Below are 15,989 nucleotides of genomic sequence, written 5' to 3'. Positions count from 1 at the left end.
ACCTCCCGAAGATGGTTCCAGTAGCGATACTATCGCAACCGATACTCTCCCCGGCGCTCCTCTCCCGGCCCGGCGGAGCCGCCCGCGCGCCCCTCGCGCACCCGTGGACCGGCCCGCGCGGGGCGGCGGCGGAGGCGTCAGGGCTTCAGCGGCTCAGCGGCTCACCGGCGGGGAGGTGGCGGGTGATGTCCTGGGAGTGGTGGCGCAGCTCGTGCAGGGTGTGGGCGGCGAGCCAGCGCAGGGGGCGCTCCGCGCGCTCGGGGTAGGTGTAGACGAGCGTGCGGTCCCAGTCGCCGGGGGTCAGGCGGTCGAGGGTGTGGGCGAACATCGCGGCCGCGTCCCGGAGTTGCCGCGACACGTCCGCGGGGGCCTGGTCGGCGTAGGCGTCGTGCTCCACGCGCTCGTCGCGGCCCATCGGCTCGGCGACCGGGGTGTCCGTCCGCCGGGCGGCGAGGACGCGCTCGCGCTGGACGAGCAGCACGTCCCGTACGTGGCAGGCGTATTCGAGCGGCGACCACGTCTCCGGCGCGGGCCGCCGCCGCAGCGCCTCGCCCGGTGCGCCGAGCAACGGCTCCGCGCACGCCTCGGCGGCGGCCCGGACCTGCCCGGCGAACTCCTCGGGGGTCCCGAGGTCGTACACGAACCCGCATTCCTCGCATGACGTCATGCCGCGAGCCTAATGAGGTCGTGCAGGTTGACGGTGGCGTCACCACGCGATTGCCCGTCCCGGTTCCCCGCCACGCACACCATGAATCAGCCTCGGCTCCATGATCGGGTACTTTCGGCGGTGAGAGCGGAGTGAGAGCCTGGTGGCATGTATCGCAGCGAAGCCAACGATGATCGCGTACGGGCCCTGCAAAATTTGTCCTACGAGAACCTGAGGAAGTCGTTCCGGGCAAGGGTAGGACCCGTCTACTGCCTGCGAACGCCGTGGCTTGAACCTTGCACCTTGGCCGAACACCACACTTTCAACGGAACGTTGCAGTCCCTGACTCTCGCTTACGGCTCATGGGACACCAATCAGCCGCACGTCAAGGTAACGACCTGGCGAGATCTCCTCGGTCAGAGCTACGCCCCGGACGTCCCCTCAGGGCTCGATTCCGCACGACCCGAAGACCTCAACGTGGATATCGAGAACCACGAGAATTCAGGGGTACTGCTTCGGCAGCCCTCCGGCGCGTGGCTCCTTCGAGTGGATCTCGGCTCGTTTCACCTGGTGAGCTCCGGTCGCGGCCCCGTGGGCGACCTGTCCTTCGATCCGCTTGCCGATCTTGAGCAGGTCATCGAAGCCCGCCGGGCCTATCTCGCGTCCCGCTTCCCCCGGGTCTGACCGACCCCGAGGGGCTGACACCCTGCCCCCGTGCGCTCACCTTGCACAACAAGGAGGGCATAACGGAACCCGCCGTTGCGGTCACCGTCAATCCGGAATTACCCAATCCGCATGGATTCAAATTGGATCTTCGGTCAAAGCGCGAGAATCGGCCATCATCCACTGAGAATAAGACATGCCCGATGGCCTCTTCTGTCAGGTGGCGCGGAGCGGGATAGCGTCAATGATGCAGCCGCCAAGAGGTAGCTGCTGAAAACACAGGGGGGAAATATTGAAGCGCATTATCGGCGCCGCTGCTGCGGTTGCCGCCCTCGCAATACCGACGATGCCGGCGCATGCGGCTGATTCCACCACGACCACCGTGACTCGCGGAATGCAGATCGTCGGATACGACAGGTCGGTGGCTACCGCTCACGGCTACACCATCAAGACTGACTCCGAAGGGCACGAATACTCCGTCAAGAACGGCTCCGTGCAACCCAATACGAGCGTCACTGATCCTGGAGACTGCGGGAGTTCGACGGCCACCATCACACACATTGGCAACCATCAGGCCACGGTTTCCACAGGCTTTGTGCTGAGCGGCATTGACGGGTTCGCCGTCGACTACAACTGGAACCTCTCGGTCCTCGACAACTGGGGACAGACTCCGCATCACTGGGGCGGCGGCCTGGCGACTCGCCGGTCGTGGTCGTCCCAGCCGTTCAACTTCAAGAGCGCGGGAGCGGGCCCGGCGTGGGCCATAGTCGAGTCCGGCAGTAGCTACGCGATCCTGATAGACGGAGGTGTCTGCTACAGCGCCGGGCCCGCGGCAGAAGACTACATCGACTAAGTCTCCACCGCTCGTCCACGTGGCGACAGAAGCTCGCCCTCACAAGGTCGCGCGTGGTGCGCAGGGGTTCGTCGTGACGGCGGGGGCGGATGAGGGCCCGGTGAATTCGCGGGAAGGAATGAGGAATTCCGCTCACGCGTCGGCCCGCGGGGCGGTCACCGAGATCTCTCGCGGCACTTACGCACGGATGCCGCCCGTGCTTCAATGACGCCTGCACGCATCCGGATCCCCCAACTCCGAGAGAAATGGCGGCATTTCGTGTCCATTCACGTCCCCAAGAAGGTCACATCCCTCGTTGTCGCAGGAGCCGCGACAGCCGCGCTGGTCGGCGGCCTCGTCGCGATCGCCCCGACCGCGTCGGCCGCCATCAGCGTGGAGGGTCCGTGCAATTCGAGCGTCAAGGTCGCGGCCAACAGCACCGGCAGCATCCTGTGGGCCTTCCCCGTGTACAAGGAGTCCAACGGTGATTCCTGGACGGACTGCTGGATGGATTTCGGCAGCACCGGCACCGGCGTGAAAGCACTGCAGAACGACCTGAACAAGTGCTACCACAACAGCCTCGCGGTGGACGGCAGTTTCGGCAACGCCACCCGGTCCGCACTCGCCGCCGCGCAGCGCAGCGCGAAGATCACGGATGACGGGGAGTACGGCGAGATCACCTCGAAGCACCTTCTGCACCGCCGCTACACGGCGTCCACGGGAGCTTTCAAGGACTGCAAGTCCTGGGAGTAGCCGGCAAACACGTCGAGGCTCCGGTGGCCCCGCGCCACCGGGGCCTCGGCCTCGCAGTGCGTGCACCTCGCACTCATGGGCCTGCGGCGGCCGTCAGGCGACGGTGATCGTCACGAACGCTTCCTCCGCTTTGGCCAGGAGGACGTGAGCGGATTCGAAGAACACGCCGGCGGAATCCGGGTGCCGGACCCGAATGACATATCCACCGGCCGGCAGCGGTATTCCGAAGCGGCCCTCACCGTTCGTGATGTTACCCATGAGGGGAAGCGGCCTCGGGCTGTCCGGCACCGCGCTCACGGCGTAGCCGCCGACCGCTTCACCGCCCGCAGTCGTGACGACCCCTCTTATGGTGCCCCATTCCCGAGCGCTGGCGTCCTGAACATCGGCTTCGTCCATTCCCTGCGCTCCCTGTGTGTGCGCGGGAATGGCCGACATGGCATCCGGCCACCCCCTCCTGTCCGGCGAACCAGGCTACGTGTCCCTGCTACGGCGGGGATCGGGACGTCCTGGGATCAGGGCTTGCGGGGGGCGGGGCTTGCGGGGGCGGGGTTCTGGAGGCGGACCGGGCCGGGGCCCTGGGGGCCGAGGGTGTCGTCGGGGTTGAGGAGCAGGCACGCCTTCATGGACAGGCAGCCGCAGCCGATGCATCCCGTCAGTTCCTGCTCCAGGGCCTCGATCGTGCGGCGGCGTTCTTCCAGTTGGCGCTTCCACGCGTGGGAGACGCGCTGCCAGTCCTTGTGGCTGGGGGCGCGGTCGGTGGGGAGGGTGACGAAGATCGCCGCGACGTCGGCGAGGGGGATGCCGAGGCGTTTGGCCATGACGATCAAGGAGATGCGGCGGAGCATGTGGCGGGGGTACAGGCGCTGGTTGGTGTGGCCCCGTTCGCAGAAGATCAGGCCCTTGCGTTCGTAGAAGTGCAGGGCGGAGGCCGGGACGCCGGTGCGGTGGACGACGTCGCCGATCGTGAGGTGGTCGTCGGGACTGGCGTGCACGGCGGCCTCCGTGGTCTCAGGCGGTTCGTCGTCGAGTGTGGTGGGTGCGGATCAGCAGGACGACCACGGTCGACAGAGCCAGGCACAGCAGGCCGATACCCAGCTGGGTCGTGCGCCACGACCAGGTGAGGGCGGCCACCTCGGATTCCCTTTGCGCGGTGTCGAGTTGGCCGGCGCTGACGGCGGCGGCCCGGCCCGTGTCGCCCAGGCGGCCGCCGAGGAATCCCAGGAGCGCGGCGCCGAAAGCGGCGATCGTCATGGCCGCGAAGGCCAGGTTGTAGCCCGCCACGACCCAGTTCAGCGCCGAGCCGGACGTGTGCAGTTCACGGGCGGGCGGGGGTGGTCGATCATGGTGCGCATGGACTCCCGGTTCCTCGGTATCGCCGAGTTGGACGGCACCCCCTCCGTCGCCGTCGTGCTCGACGTCATGCGGGCCTTCACCACGGCGGCGTGGGTCTTCGAGCGGGGGGCCGAGAAGATCGTGCTCGCCGGGTCGCTGGACGAGGCGCTCGCGCTCACGCACGCGCACCCGGGGTGGGTGGCGCTCAAGGACGGGGCGCCCGCGGCCGGGTTCGACGCCGTCAACTCGCCCTACCTGCTGCGGGACGTGGACCTCGGCGGGCGGACGGTCGTGCAGAAGACCACGTCCGGGACGGTCGGGGCGCTGGCCGTCAAGGATGCGTCGCTCGTGCTGTGCGCGAGCTTCGTCGTGGCGGAGGCGACCGCCGACGTCCTGCGCAGGCGCGCGGCCGGGAGCGTCACGTACGTGGTCACGGGCGAGGACGGGCGGGCCGAGGAGGATCTGGCGTGCGCCCAGTACATCGCCGGACGCGCGGCCGGCACGGGCGGGACGGACGCGGCGGAGTACCTGCGCCGGGCGGCGGATTCGCGCGCCGCCGCCGAACTGGCGGAGGGGGTGCGGGAGGGGTCCCGCCCCGAGGACGTCGGGCTCTGCCTGGAGCTGGACCGCTTCGCCTTCGCCATGGTCGCCGCCGTGGAGGGCGCGCACATGGTGCTGCGCCCGTACGCCGCGGCCTGAGGAGCGTACGGGCCCGGCCGTACGTGCGGAACGCGCCACGGGGTACGGGCCTGCGTAGGATCATCGGACGGTGACGGACACCACACCCGAGCCGGACCGCCCCACCTTCCGGCTCGTCCCGTACGGCGAGCCCGCTGTCAGCGACGACGGCTGGGTCAGGTCGCTGACCTGGATGGACGACGGCGCGCGCCCCGTGCTGGCCACCGGCGCGTTCTCCGGGACCCTGCAGCTGTGGGAGGTCGCCGGCACCCGCCTCCTCCCGCTGGGCGCATCCGTCCTCGCCGAGCAGGGCGGGATCCGCTCGATGAGCCGTACCGACGTCGACGACCGCCCGCTGCTCGCCACGGGCGGCCACGACGGGAGCGTACGGCTGTGGGGAATCGACGGCAGCCGCCTCAGCCCCGTCGGCGAACCCACGCCCCGGAGGGGGTCGTTGCTCAGGGTGGCCTGGACGCGCGTCAGCAGACTCAGCGTGCTGGCCACCGGTGACAACTCGGGATCCGTACAGCTGTGGAGGCTCTCCGGCACCCACCTTCTTCCGCTCGGCGAACCCGTCCGGACCGGCCGGTCGGTGCAGTCACTGGCCTGGACGCACACCGGCGGGCGGCATCTGCTGGCGGCCGGAAGCCACGACGGGCAGCTCCTGCTGTGGGAGCTCGACGCCTCCGGGCTCGCCCCGCTGCCCCCGGTCCTCGCCTCCCGTGGCACCGGTGTCACCTCGGTGGCCTGGACGTACACCGGCACGGACCACTTCCTGGCCACCGGACACGGGGACGGCCTCGGACGGCTGTGGAAGACGGCCGACTCCGACTTCGAACGGCTCACCCCGCTCGGCGACGTCGCCGCCGGTTCCCTGCTGACCGCCTGGGTGAGCGTCGGCGGGCACCACCTCATGGCCACCGGCAGCGAGGCAGGGACCGTACGGCTCTGGCAACTCGCGCACGACAGCCTCGTCGGGTTCGACGAACCCACCGCCATCCGCAACCGGCCGATAGAGGCGATGGCCTGGACGCACTCCGGGGACCGCCTGCTCCTCGCGACCGGCAGCTCGGACGGCGCCGTACACCTGTGGGAGGTCGTCGAGGACCGGCCCGTGCCGCGGCTTCCGGCGTACCGCTCGGACGCCCCGGCGGCCGTCGACGAGCTGGCGCGCGCCGAGGACGCCCGCGCGCTCGCCGACCTCGTCACCGCCCGCTCGGCCCGGCCGCCGCTCGCGGTAGGGCTGTTCGGCGACTGGGGCGAGGGCAAGAGCCACTTCCTGGGGCTGCTCCAGCAGGAGGTCGCCCGGGTGGCCCGCACGGGCGACCCGCTGGCCCACCAGGCCGTACGGCAGATCCGCTTCAACGCCTGGCACTACGCCGAGACGGGGCTGTGGGCGAGCCTCGTCGCCGAGATGTTCGCCCAACTCGCCGCGCCCGCCGGGGAGGACGACGACGCGGGGCAGGCGCAGCGCAGTATGTCGCGGCTCACCGCCGAGCTGGTCACCCAGCGCCGCTACCGGCCCCGGCTCGACGCCGCCCGCAGCCGGCGGGACGGGCTGGAGCGGGCGCTGCGGCGGCGCGGACGCTTCCGTGAACTGCCGCAGGACCAGCAGGATCTGCTCGCGGACAACGCCGAGGGGTACGCGGAGGCGCGGCGCGCCTACCGGCGGACCACCGGCCGCGCGGGCCGCCTGCGTTTCCTCGCCGGGGTGTACGTACGCGGCCTCCCGCTGCGGCAGTCCCTGTGGCTCGCGGCCGGGGTGGCCGTCGTCGCCGGGGGCACGGCGGCACTCGAGGCCTTCGGCCCGCTCCTCCTCGCCGGGCTCGCCGGGCTGGGCGGCGGTGCCGCGCTGCTGGCCTGGGCGGCCACGCTCTACGCGGCGATACCGGGCCTGCGCACGAGGGTGCGGCGCGCGCGGGAACTGCTGGCCGAGGCCCGCGGGTTCGCCGAGGCGCAGCGGGCCCGGCTGGAGAACGCGGTCGAGGTCGCGCGGGCGGAAGTCGGCGCGCTGGAGCGCGAGTTGCAGAACCTCACGGCGGCGGGCCAGCTCGCCGGGCTCATCGGCGACCGCGCCGCCGCCGGCGACTACCGCGGCCAGCTCGGTGTCATGACGCAGATCCGGGAGGACTTCGAGCGGATGGCGGCGCTGCTCGCCCGCGCGGCCGCGGAGCCGCCCCTCGCGGGGCCGGGCGGTGCCGACGCCGACAGGGACGAGGCGGCGGACGCGCTCCCCCGTATCGACCGGATCGTCCTCTACATCGACGACCTCGACCGCTGCCCGCCCGTGCGGGTGATCGAGATGCTGGAGGCGGTCCACCTGCTGCTCGCGGTGGAGTTGTTCGTGGTCGTGGTCGCGATCGACCCGCGGTGGCTGCTGCGGGCGGTCGCGGCGCACTACCGCGACGTGCTCGACGTCGCCGCCGCCCCGGGCGCCTCGGACGCCGGGGACGGCGCTCTGTGGGCGGCGACCCCCGCGCAATACCTGGAGAAGATCTTCCAGGTCGTCCTGACCCTCCCCTCCCTCGACACCTCCGGCTACCGCAGCATGCTCCGCACCCTGGTCGGCGTCCGGGCGGACCGGCCCGACGAGGCGCCGGACCCGGCGGAGGAGCACGACGGGACCGCCGCCGGGCAGGGCGGTGCGGTCGGCGGAGGCCGGGCCCCCGCCGCGGGCGCGGGCTCGGCAGACGGCGAAGTCGGCGGCGGTACGGGCAGCGGGCCCGCCACCGGGCCGGGCGCAGGCCCCGCAGGCCTCGCCGCCGGGCAGGGCGCGGCGGCCGGAGTGCCCGGCACCGCCACGGCATCCACCGGGGGCGGCGAGTGGAGCGCGGGCGCGGGCCCCACGGACATCCGGCACGGAATCGCGGACGCGCCCGCCACGGGCGGCCGGCACGGCGTGCGGGTCGTGGAGCGGACGGACCCGCTCACCCTCGACCCGGACGAGCTGGCGCTGCTCGACCTGCTCGGGCCGCCCGGCTTCGTGAGCACGCCGCGGGCGGTGAAGCGGCTGGCCAACAGCTACGGGCTGCTCACCGCGCTGCGGCGCGCGCACCGGGAGGCGGACCTCGCGGAGGTCGGCGGCGGCGCGGGGGAGGCCACCCACCGGCCGTACCGCGCGGGAATGGTGCTGCTCGCGGCGCTGGTCGCGTACCCGGCGCTCGGGCCCGCGCTGTGCCTGCACCTGCACCGGCGGGCCGCCGACGAGCCCGGCCGTACGTGGGACGACTTCCGGGCCGGACTCGTGCCGCGTCCCGACCCGGCGGGCGGGCATGCGCGCAACGACGCGGTGGCGGGGATGCCGCCTGCGCAGGCGGCCCAGTGGGGAGCGCTGTGCGAGGCACTCGACTCCGTGACCGCGGACGCCGCCGCGCAGGGCCGCCACCTGCCCGCCCGGCTGGGCGTCTGGGGGCCGTGGGTGCTGCCCGTGGCGCGCCTCTCCTTCCCCGCGGGCCGCATCCTCCCCGCCCTGCGCGCGCGCCGAGCACCCGTGGACGGACCGTGACCGTAGGGTCGTCTACCGTCACACCACCTCGCCCCCAGGAGGCAGCGCCATGGCCGACGTCAACGTCGCCGTCATCTACTACTCCGCCACCGGCACCGTCGCCCGTATCGCCGACGCCGTCGCGGACACCGCGAAGAAGGCGGGGGCCGATGTGCGGCTGCGCCGGGTCACGGAGCTCGCGCCGGACGCGGCGATCGACTCCAACCCGGCCTGGCGGGCCAATGTCGAGGCCACCGCGGGGATCCCGGTCGCGGAGCCCGCGGACATGGAGTGGGCGGACGCGGTGGTCTTCGGGACGCCGACGCGCTTCGGGAACGTCACGAGCCAGCTCAAGCAGTTCCTGGACCTGCTCGGGCCGCTGTGGCAGCAGGGCAAGCTCGCGGACAAGGTGTACAGCGGCTTCACGGCCTCGGCGACGACCCACGGGGGCCAGGAGACGACGCTCCTGGCCCTCTACAACACCATCCACCACTTCGGCGGGATCCTCGTCACCCCCGGCTACACCGACCCGTCCAAATTCGTGGACGGCAACCCGTACGGGACGTCGCACGTCGCCGGGCAGGGTGACATCCCCGTCGGCGAGCAGACGCTGACCGCGGCGCGCGTCCAGGCCGAGCGGGTGGTCAAGCTCGCCCGCGCGATCAAGTCCGGCCTGGCCGCGGGAGCCTGACGCCTAGACGGTCACGACGATCTTGCCCGTCGTGTGCAGGCGGACGAAGTCGGCGCAGGCCCGCGGGCCCTCGTCGAGGCCGTACCGGCGGCCGACCGTGGCCCGCAGGGCGCCGCGCACGGCCGCGTCGCCGACCTCGCGCATGTCCGCGAGCTCGGCGTCCATGTCGAGGACGAAGTGCGTCTCGACGTCGTCGCGGCCGACCGTCTCCGGCGTCGGCACCGGGTAGGTGATCGTGACGAGGCGGCCGCCCGGCCGCAGCGCCGCGGCGAGGCCGGACAGGTGGTCGCCGGGCAGCACGGCGTTGACCGCCACGTCGACGCCCGCCGGGTAGTCCGCCTCCCCGTACCCGACGACCTGGTGGGCGCCCAGCTCGCGCAGCAGGTCCGCGTCGGCGCCCGTGCCCGTCGCCGTCACCTCGGCCCCGGCCGCGGCGAGCAGCGGGAGCAGCGCGGTGCCGACCCCGCCGGTCGCCCCGACGAGCAGCACCCGCTCGCCCGGCTGTACGCGCGCGGTCGCGGTGACCGCCAGCGCGGTCACCCCGGCGGTGGCCAGCGCCGCCGCCTCGTCGGCCGGGAGCCCCGGCGGGCGGTGCGCGACCATCGGGGTGTCCGCCTCCACGACCGCGTATTCGGCGAGCGAGCCGGTGCCCACCGAGGGGCGCTTCCCGGCCATCGCGCGCAGCACCCGCGGCACCGCGAGGCCGAACACCTCGTCGCCGACCCGGTAGGCGGTGACGCCCGCGCCGACCTCGGTGACGGTGCCCGCGAAGTCGTTGCCGGGGACGTACGGGAATTCCAGCGGCGCCGCGTCGCCGAACTCGCCGCCGGGCAGCCGCACATCGGCCGGGTTGACGGCTGCGGCGGCGATCCGCAGCTGGAGCTGCCCCGGCCCTGGGCGCGGCACGGGCACCTCGGCCACGGTGAACTCCTCCGGCGGCCCGTAGGTGGTGGCGACAACGGCCCTCATGGTGCGCTGCTCGTTCACGGTTCCTCCCAGAAAGCTGACCACGCGGTCATTTTTCAACCCGGGGAGACGCTAGCGAGAAGATGACCGCGCGGTCAACTTGTTGCCCCGCGGAGGCTGACTAGGCTGCGACCGTGACCACGCCCCGCCCGCTGCGCGCCGACGCCGCCCGCAACCACGCGCTCCTGCTGGCCGCGGCGGCCGACGAATTCGCCGAGCACGGACTCGACGCCTCGGTCGCCGCCATCGCGCGCCGCGCGGGCATCGCGAAGGGCACCGTCTTCCGGCACTTCCCCACCAAGGACGACCTGATCGCCGCGATCGTCCTGGACCGCGTCGACAGCCTCCGCGCGGTCGGCGACCGCCTGCTCGCGTCGGACGACCCCGGCGGCGCGCTGCTGGAATTCCTCACCGCCGCCGCCCAGCAGCGGCAGCGGCTCGACCTGTCCTTCCTCCAGGAGGCGGCCGACGACCGGCCCGAACTGGCCGACGCGCGCACCGCGATGTTCGCGACCGTCCACGCGCTCGTCGACCGGGCCCGCGAGCACGGCGCCGTCCGCACCGACGTCACCGGCACCGACGTCATCCTGCTGATGTGCGCGCCCAACTACGTGACCGGCTACGTCCCGGACGCCCCGCCGGACCTGTGGCGGCGCTACCTCGCGATCATCTTCGACGGCCTGCGCCCCGAGGGCGCCCACGCCCTGCCGCTGCCCGCCCCCGGCCTGCAGTAAGCCCGACCGCGGACACCGCGAGCCCCGCACGTCACTCGTCGCTCTCCCGACGGGCAGTCAGAAGACGATGTTCCGCCGCCCGCCACCGGGTGTTCACGTCGCGACCATGGGCGCTTACGCCCCCCTCTCCTAGTGTTTCAGGCCACCCCGCGGTCCCGTCCGGGGCTGTGGACGCTGGGAGCAGCATGACGAAGACCACCCTCGGGCGCCGCCTGCTCGGCCTCGCCCTGCCGGGCCGCGGCGCGAGCGGCGGCGGTACGCGTACGGCCGCCGGGGCCGCCACCGCCGCGGACTGCCTGCGGCTCTACGCGGCGGAAGGCGCGGGGGGCGGCGAGCTGGACACCGCCGTCGCCGCCCTGCGGGACGCGCAGGACGCGGGCGGCGACCTCACCGACGCGCTGCTCGGCCTCGGCTCCGCGGCCCTGCGCGCCGGGCGGCCCGCCCTCGCGCTCGCCGCCGCCGACGCCGTGCTCGCCCGGCGCAAGGGCTCGCGGGGCGCCTGGCAGCTGCGGGGCAGGGCGCTGGAGGCCGCGGGGGAACTCGGCGGGGCCGTCACCGCCTTCGAGGGCTACCTGGAGCACACCCCCGCCGGATCCCCCGGCGCCGCGGACGCCACCGCCCGTATCACCGCCCTCCGGGCGGCCCTGCGCTGGCGCTCCGACGTGCTGCGCGCGCTCGACGGCACGGACGCGGCGGACGTCACCGCCCTCGCGGACGGCCCCCTCGACGCCTTCGAGGCCGCCCTCACCGCGTACCTCGACACCCGGCTCCCCCTCGCCGGGCCCGAGGAGACCGCGCGGCTCGCCCCCGCCGTCGCCCTCTACGCCGACCGCCGCCGCGCCCGCCTGCGCCCGCCGCTCGCCGACCCGCTCTTCGGCGGCACCGCGCGGCTGCGCATCGGCGAATTCCGCAACCTCGTCGCCGGGCGCTCCGTGGCGCTGGTCGCCAACTCCCAGTCCCTCGCGGAATCCACGCTGGGCGCCGAGATCGACGCGTACGACCTGGTCGTCCGCTTCACCTCCTTCCGCCTCGACCCCGAGGCCACCGGGCGGCGCACCGACATCCACGTCACCGACCACCGCAGCCCGTACAACTGGGACGTCCCCGTCACCACGCGGCTCGTCCTCGCCGACCGGCCCGCGGACTGGCGGCACGCCCTGCGCGAGCGGATGGTGCCCGGGGCGCAGCACTTCACCGGCGACGACTCGCTGCGCAGGCCGCTGCGCGGCGTCGGCGGGCTCGACGCGGGCACCTGGCCGGTGGGGCTCACGTGCGGCTTCGAGGCCGTGTGGCTCTTCGACTTCCTCGACGTCAGCCCGCGGCTGGACCTCTTCGGCTTCGACTTCTTCACGACCGGGCCCTTCCGGCTCGCCGAGGCGCCGGCCACCGCCACGCCGTCCGACTCCACGCGCGAGCGGGAGTGGGTCCTCGCCCGCGCCGCGCACGTCCGGGGACCGGTGATCTCCCTCCGATGAGCGTTCGTTCTTCCGCCGACATCCACTCCGCCGCGGCGATCACCGGCAAACGGCGGGTCGCCTTCGCCGCGTACGCCGACGCCGGGCGGCTGCCCGGGGTCCTCGCGCTGCTGCGCAGCCTGGCGCTGAGCAATCCGGGGGTGTGCGAGGACTTCGTCCTCCTGCACGATGCGGGGCTGCCGTCCGCGGCGCTGGACGAGGTGCACGCGCTCCACCCGCGAGTAGCCCTGCGGGCCGCCGCCGCGGGGGTGCATCCGCTGCTTTCCGTTCTTGAGGTCGACGACTACGACACGGTCATCGCGTTCTGCGCGAACACGGTGGTGACGGGGCCGGTCGCCCCGCTCCTCACCCTGCGTTCCGCCTCGGCGGCGACCGCCGCGCCGGGTGCGCTGGTCCTCCAGCGGGATGACCTGAAGTCGCTTCGGACGGTGAGCGTTTTTAGGGGCGCGGGGAACTGCGCGAGCAACCACCCACCGGGGCGCGGGTCGTCACCGACCCAAGGGGGCAGTTCGGTCCGTACCGGACCACCGGCCGGTGGTGGGCCGGTCGCGCCGTTCCCCGCGCCCCTAAAGGCACCCGGCGGCGCACCCGCAGCCTCAGCCGAATCCCCCGCCGAAGGGGGCCGCCCGCGGGGCAACGCGCACCCCGATGCCGAGGCGCTGAGCCTCCTGCGCGAGGAGCTGGACTTCGCGGAGATCGACGGCGGCAGCCTCGCGCACCTCAGCGAGGTGGAGGGCGCGCCGTCCGCGCAGGAGGTGCAGGAGGCGTACCTCAAGGCGCCCGGGGTGACGCACCCCGGGCTGCTCGTGCACTTCGGGGAGCCGTACGTGCGGCGGACGGGGGATGTGGGGGCGGCGCGGCGGGTGGCGGCCGCGCACCTCGGGGCGGGGCACTACCAGGAGGCCGTCGACACGATGGCCTCCGTCCGGCTCGGGATCGGGGACGCCTGGCCGCACGAGGTGTACGGGCACGCCCTCATGAGCGTGTCCCGCTACGCCGAGGCCCGTACGCATCTGCTCGCGGCCACCGCGGCGCCCGACCACGCCGCCCCGGCCTTCGCGCGGCTCGCGCAGATCGCGTGGGTGCTCGGCGACGACGCCGAGGCGCAGCGGCACGCCCTCGCGGGTCTGGACGCGGACCCCACGCACGGGCCCAGCGAGGAGATGCGGCAGCGGACCGTACCGGCCACCGCGGACAGCGGCGGGCAGCTCACGCACGTCGCCTTCTACATGCCCCACCAGGGCAACGCCGGGGACAAGCTGCTGCCGGAGTCCGTACGGCTCGCCTTCGGCCCGGACACCGGGCCGCGCCGCTGGAACGCCGTCCACGCGCACCGGCTCTTCGACGAGGCCGCGCTCAAGGAGGCGAACTCCCGGCGGGCGCTGGTCGTCGGCGGCGGCGGGCTCTTCATCCCGGACACCGCGCCGAACGGCAACAGCGCGTGGCAGTGGAACGTCCCAGACGACGTGCTGCGCCGCCTCGACGTGCCCGTCATCGTCTACGCGGTCGGCTTCAACGCCTTCGACGGCCAGTCCTACCGGGCCAGGCGCTTCGCGGAGGCGCTGCGCACGCTCGTGGAGAAGTCGGCGTTCTTCGGGCTGCGCAACCACGGCTCCATCGAGAAGGTGCGGGCGATGCTGCCGTCGCACCTGCACGACCGGGTCCGCTTCCAGCCCTGCCCGACGACCGTGACCCGGCACCTCGTCCCGGGCTGGACCGACCCGGCCGCGCGCGAGGACACCGTCCTGCTGAACGCCGCGTACGACCGCGCGGGCCTGCGCTTCGGCCACGACTACGGCCACTTCCTCGCCGAGATGGCCGCCGCCGTACGGGCGCTCGGCGAGCACGCCGAGGTGCGGTGCGTGGCGCACGCGCAGGCCGACGAGCGGTTCGTCTTCGACCTGCGGCGCGAGCACGGCATCTCGCTGCCGGTCGTCCCGATGTACGACTACGACAATCGGCAGATCACCGACGCGTACGCCCGCACCCGGCTGGTCGTCGGCATGCGCGGGCACGCCGGGATGATCCCGTTCGGCTGCGGCACGCCGATCGTCAGCCTCGTCTCGCACCCGAAGATGGCGTACTTCCTGGCGGACATCGAGCGCCCGGAGTGGGGCGTCTCCGTCCACCACCCGCGCCTCGGCGCGGTCCTCGCGGAGAAGTCCCTCGCGATCCTCGCCGACCACGACGCGGCGGTGGCGGACGTCCACGAGCGCCAGCTCGCCCTGTGGGAGGTCACGCGGGCCAACGCGCAGGAGCTGCGCCACCTGACGGGGTGAACGCTGCCACGGCGGAGCCGCACACCCGGACGTATCGTGACAAACATGTCACTGCACAAGGGCTCGGGCTCCGAGCGCGCCGTCTCCGTCAACCCCTTCTTCCTCGGGGACGCCGACCCCGTCGGCAGCATGGCGGCGGCGCCGCCCAAGCACCGGCTCGCCGACAAGGCGATGTCGCCGCACGCCGCCTACCAGCTCGTGCACGACGAGCTGATGCTCGACGGCAACTCGCGGCTGAACCTCGCGACCTTCGTCACGACGTGGATGGAGCCGCAGGCCGACGTCCTGATGGCCGAATGCTTCGACAAGAACATGATCGACAAGGACGAGTACCCGCGGACCGCCGAGCTGGAGCGGCGCTGCGTGTCGATGCTCGCCGCGCTGTGGAACGCGCCCGACCCGAGTGCGGCCGTCGGGTGCTCGACGACCGGGTCGTCGGAGGCGTGCATGCTCGCCGGCATGGCGCTGAAGCGGCGGTGGACCAAGCGCGCCAAGGGCTATCCGGGGTCGGCGCGGCCGAATCTGGTGATGGGCGCGAACGTCCAGGTGTGCTGGGAGAAGTTCTGCAACTTCTGGGAGGTCGAGGCGCGCCTCGCTCCCATGAGCGGCGACCGGCTGCACCTGGACGCGGATTCCGCGCTCGCGCTGTGCGACGAGAACACGATCGGCGTCGTCGCCGTCCTGGGCTCGACGTTCGACGGGTCGTACGAGCCGGTCGCCGAGATCTGCGCGGCGCTGGACGCGTACGAGGAGCGCACCGGCGTGCACATCCCCGTGCACGTGGACGGCGCCTCGGGCGGTATGGTCGCGCCCTTCCTCGACGAGGACCTGGTGTGGGACTTCCGGCTGCCGCGGGTCGCCTCGATCAACACCTCGGGCCACAAGTACGGGCTGGTCTACCCGGGCGTGGGCTGGGCGCTGTGGCGGGACTCCGACGCGCTGCCGGAGGAGCTGGTCTTCCGCGTCAACTACCTGGGCGGCGACATGCCGACCTTCGCACTGAACTTCTCGCGGCCCGGCGCGCAGGTCGTCGCGCAGTACTACACCTTCCTGCGGCTCGGGCGGGAGGGCTACCGGGCGGTGCAGCAGACCAGCCGGGACGTCGCGGGCTCGCTGTCCGCGCGGATCGCCGAGCTGGAGGAATTCCGGCTGGTCACACGGGGCGACCAGCTGCCGGTCTTCGCGTTCACGACCGCGCCGGACGTCACGTCCTTCGACGTCTTCGACATCTCCCGGCGGCTGCGCCAGCACGGCTGGCTCGTCCCCGCGTACACCTTCCCCGCGGACCGGGAGGACCTGGCCGTGCTGCGGATCGTGTGCCGCAACGGCTTCTCCGAGGACCTGTCCGACCTGCTGATGGACGACCTGCGGCAGCTGATGCCGTCGCTGCACCAGCAGCCGCACCCGCTGCACGGCCCCAGTTCGGTGGCGACCTCCTTCCACCACTGAGGCCGCA

Annotated in this window: 15 protein-coding genes; 10 read left to right on the top strand and 5 right to left on the bottom strand. The window is 73.0% G+C overall.

What is annotated here, in order from left to right:
• Positions 1 to 145: 145 nt before the first annotated feature.
• Positions 146 to 667, bottom strand: a complete 522-nt coding sequence (locus ACH4SL_RS02725) for a DinB family protein (RefSeq protein ID WP_398441522.1) — start codon at positions 665 to 667, stop codon at positions 146 to 148.
• Between the two features lie 147 nt (positions 668 to 814).
• Here ACH4SL_RS02725 and ACH4SL_RS02720 point away from each other — a divergent pair, with 147 nt between their 5' ends.
• The 3 genes from ACH4SL_RS02720 (at position 815) to ACH4SL_RS02710 (ending at position 2,894) form a co-directional block, all read left to right on the top strand.
• Positions 815 to 1,330 (top strand): hypothetical protein, encoded by a 516-nt coding sequence (locus ACH4SL_RS02720; RefSeq protein WP_398441521.1) that lies wholly within the window; start codon positions 815 to 817, stop codon positions 1,328 to 1,330.
• Between the two features lie 271 nt (positions 1,331 to 1,601).
• Positions 1,602 to 2,162: a hypothetical protein gene (locus ACH4SL_RS02715; protein WP_398441520.1), complete on the top strand. Its 561-nt coding sequence runs from the start codon at positions 1,602 to 1,604 to the stop codon at positions 2,160 to 2,162.
• Positions 2,163 to 2,420: 258 nt separating this feature from the next.
• Complete coding sequence (locus ACH4SL_RS02710) at positions 2,421 to 2,894, top strand: peptidoglycan-binding protein (RefSeq protein WP_398441519.1); 474 nt, start codon at positions 2,421 to 2,423, stop codon at positions 2,892 to 2,894.
• A gap of 93 nt (positions 2,895 to 2,987) precedes the next feature.
• Here ACH4SL_RS02710 and ACH4SL_RS02705 read toward each other — a convergent pair whose 3' ends face one another.
• The 3 genes from ACH4SL_RS02705 to ACH4SL_RS02695 all read right to left on the bottom strand — a co-directional run bounded on the left by ACH4SL_RS02705 (position 2,988) and on the right by ACH4SL_RS02695 (position 4,175).
• Complete coding sequence (locus tag ACH4SL_RS02705) at positions 2,988 to 3,290, bottom strand: carboxypeptidase-like regulatory domain-containing protein (protein WP_398441518.1); 303 nt, start codon at positions 3,288 to 3,290, stop codon at positions 2,988 to 2,990.
• A 116-nt stretch (positions 3,291 to 3,406) separates the two neighbouring features.
• A complete protein-coding gene (gene soxR / locus ACH4SL_RS02700) occupies positions 3,407 to 3,886 on the bottom strand; it encodes a redox-sensitive transcriptional activator SoxR (RefSeq protein ID WP_398441517.1) in 480 nt (159 codons plus the stop codon).
• 16 nt (positions 3,887 to 3,902) lie between these two features.
• Positions 3,903 to 4,175 (bottom strand): hypothetical protein, encoded by a 273-nt coding sequence (locus ACH4SL_RS02695; protein ID WP_398441516.1) that lies wholly within the window; start codon positions 4,173 to 4,175, stop codon positions 3,903 to 3,905.
• A gap of 69 nt (positions 4,176 to 4,244) precedes the next feature.
• Between ACH4SL_RS02695 and ACH4SL_RS02690 the strand changes: the two genes are divergently transcribed.
• The 3 genes from ACH4SL_RS02690 (at position 4,245) to wrbA (ending at position 9,079) form a co-directional block, all read left to right on the top strand.
• The gene (locus tag ACH4SL_RS02690; RefSeq protein ID WP_398441515.1) at positions 4,245 to 4,925 is read left to right on the top strand and encodes a 2-phosphosulfolactate phosphatase; all 681 of its coding nucleotides are present in this window, start codon (positions 4,245 to 4,247) and stop codon (positions 4,923 to 4,925) included.
• 70 nt (positions 4,926 to 4,995) lie between these two features.
• Positions 4,996 to 8,409: a P-loop NTPase fold protein gene (locus ACH4SL_RS02685; RefSeq protein WP_398441514.1), complete on the top strand. Its 3,414-nt coding sequence runs from the start codon at positions 4,996 to 4,998 to the stop codon at positions 8,407 to 8,409.
• A 49-nt stretch (positions 8,410 to 8,458) separates the two neighbouring features.
• Positions 8,459 to 9,079 (top strand): NAD(P)H:quinone oxidoreductase, encoded by a 621-nt coding sequence (gene wrbA / locus ACH4SL_RS02680; protein ID WP_398441513.1) that lies wholly within the window; start codon positions 8,459 to 8,461, stop codon positions 9,077 to 9,079.
• A 3-nt stretch (positions 9,080 to 9,082) separates the two neighbouring features.
• On the opposite strand, the gene ACH4SL_RS02675 is transcribed toward wrbA, so the two are convergent.
• Positions 9,083 to 10,066: an NADP-dependent oxidoreductase gene (locus ACH4SL_RS02675; protein ID WP_398441512.1), complete on the bottom strand. Its 984-nt coding sequence runs from the start codon at positions 10,064 to 10,066 to the stop codon at positions 9,083 to 9,085.
• Positions 10,067 to 10,179: 113 nt separating this feature from the next.
• Between ACH4SL_RS02675 and ACH4SL_RS02670 the strand changes: the two genes are divergently transcribed.
• From ACH4SL_RS02670 to ACH4SL_RS02655, 4 genes are all read left to right on the top strand, one after another.
• The gene (locus ACH4SL_RS02670) at positions 10,180 to 10,779 is read left to right on the top strand and encodes a TetR/AcrR family transcriptional regulator (protein ID WP_398441511.1); all 600 of its coding nucleotides are present in this window, start codon (positions 10,180 to 10,182) and stop codon (positions 10,777 to 10,779) included.
• A gap of 185 nt (positions 10,780 to 10,964) precedes the next feature.
• The gene (locus ACH4SL_RS02665; protein ID WP_398441510.1) at positions 10,965 to 12,254 is read left to right on the top strand and encodes a hypothetical protein; all 1,290 of its coding nucleotides are present in this window, start codon (positions 10,965 to 10,967) and stop codon (positions 12,252 to 12,254) included.
• Positions 12,251 to 14,533, top strand: a complete 2,283-nt coding sequence (locus ACH4SL_RS02660) for a polysaccharide pyruvyl transferase family protein (protein WP_398441509.1) — start codon at positions 12,251 to 12,253, stop codon at positions 14,531 to 14,533. Before ACH4SL_RS02665 ends, ACH4SL_RS02660 begins: the two co-directional genes overlap by 4 nt.
• A gap of 45 nt (positions 14,534 to 14,578) precedes the next feature.
• A complete protein-coding gene (locus tag ACH4SL_RS02655) occupies positions 14,579 to 15,982 on the top strand; it encodes a glutamate decarboxylase (RefSeq protein ID WP_398441508.1) in 1,404 nt (467 codons plus the stop codon).
• The last annotated feature ends 7 nt before the right edge of the window (positions 15,983 to 15,989 follow it).

This window comes from Streptomyces sp. NPDC021020 (assembly GCF_044333285.1).
Lineage (GTDB): Bacteria > Actinomycetota > Actinomycetes > Streptomycetales > Streptomycetaceae > Actinacidiphila.
Note: the sequence above shows the minus strand (reverse complement) of the source record. Positions and strands in the feature narration are given on the sequence as shown.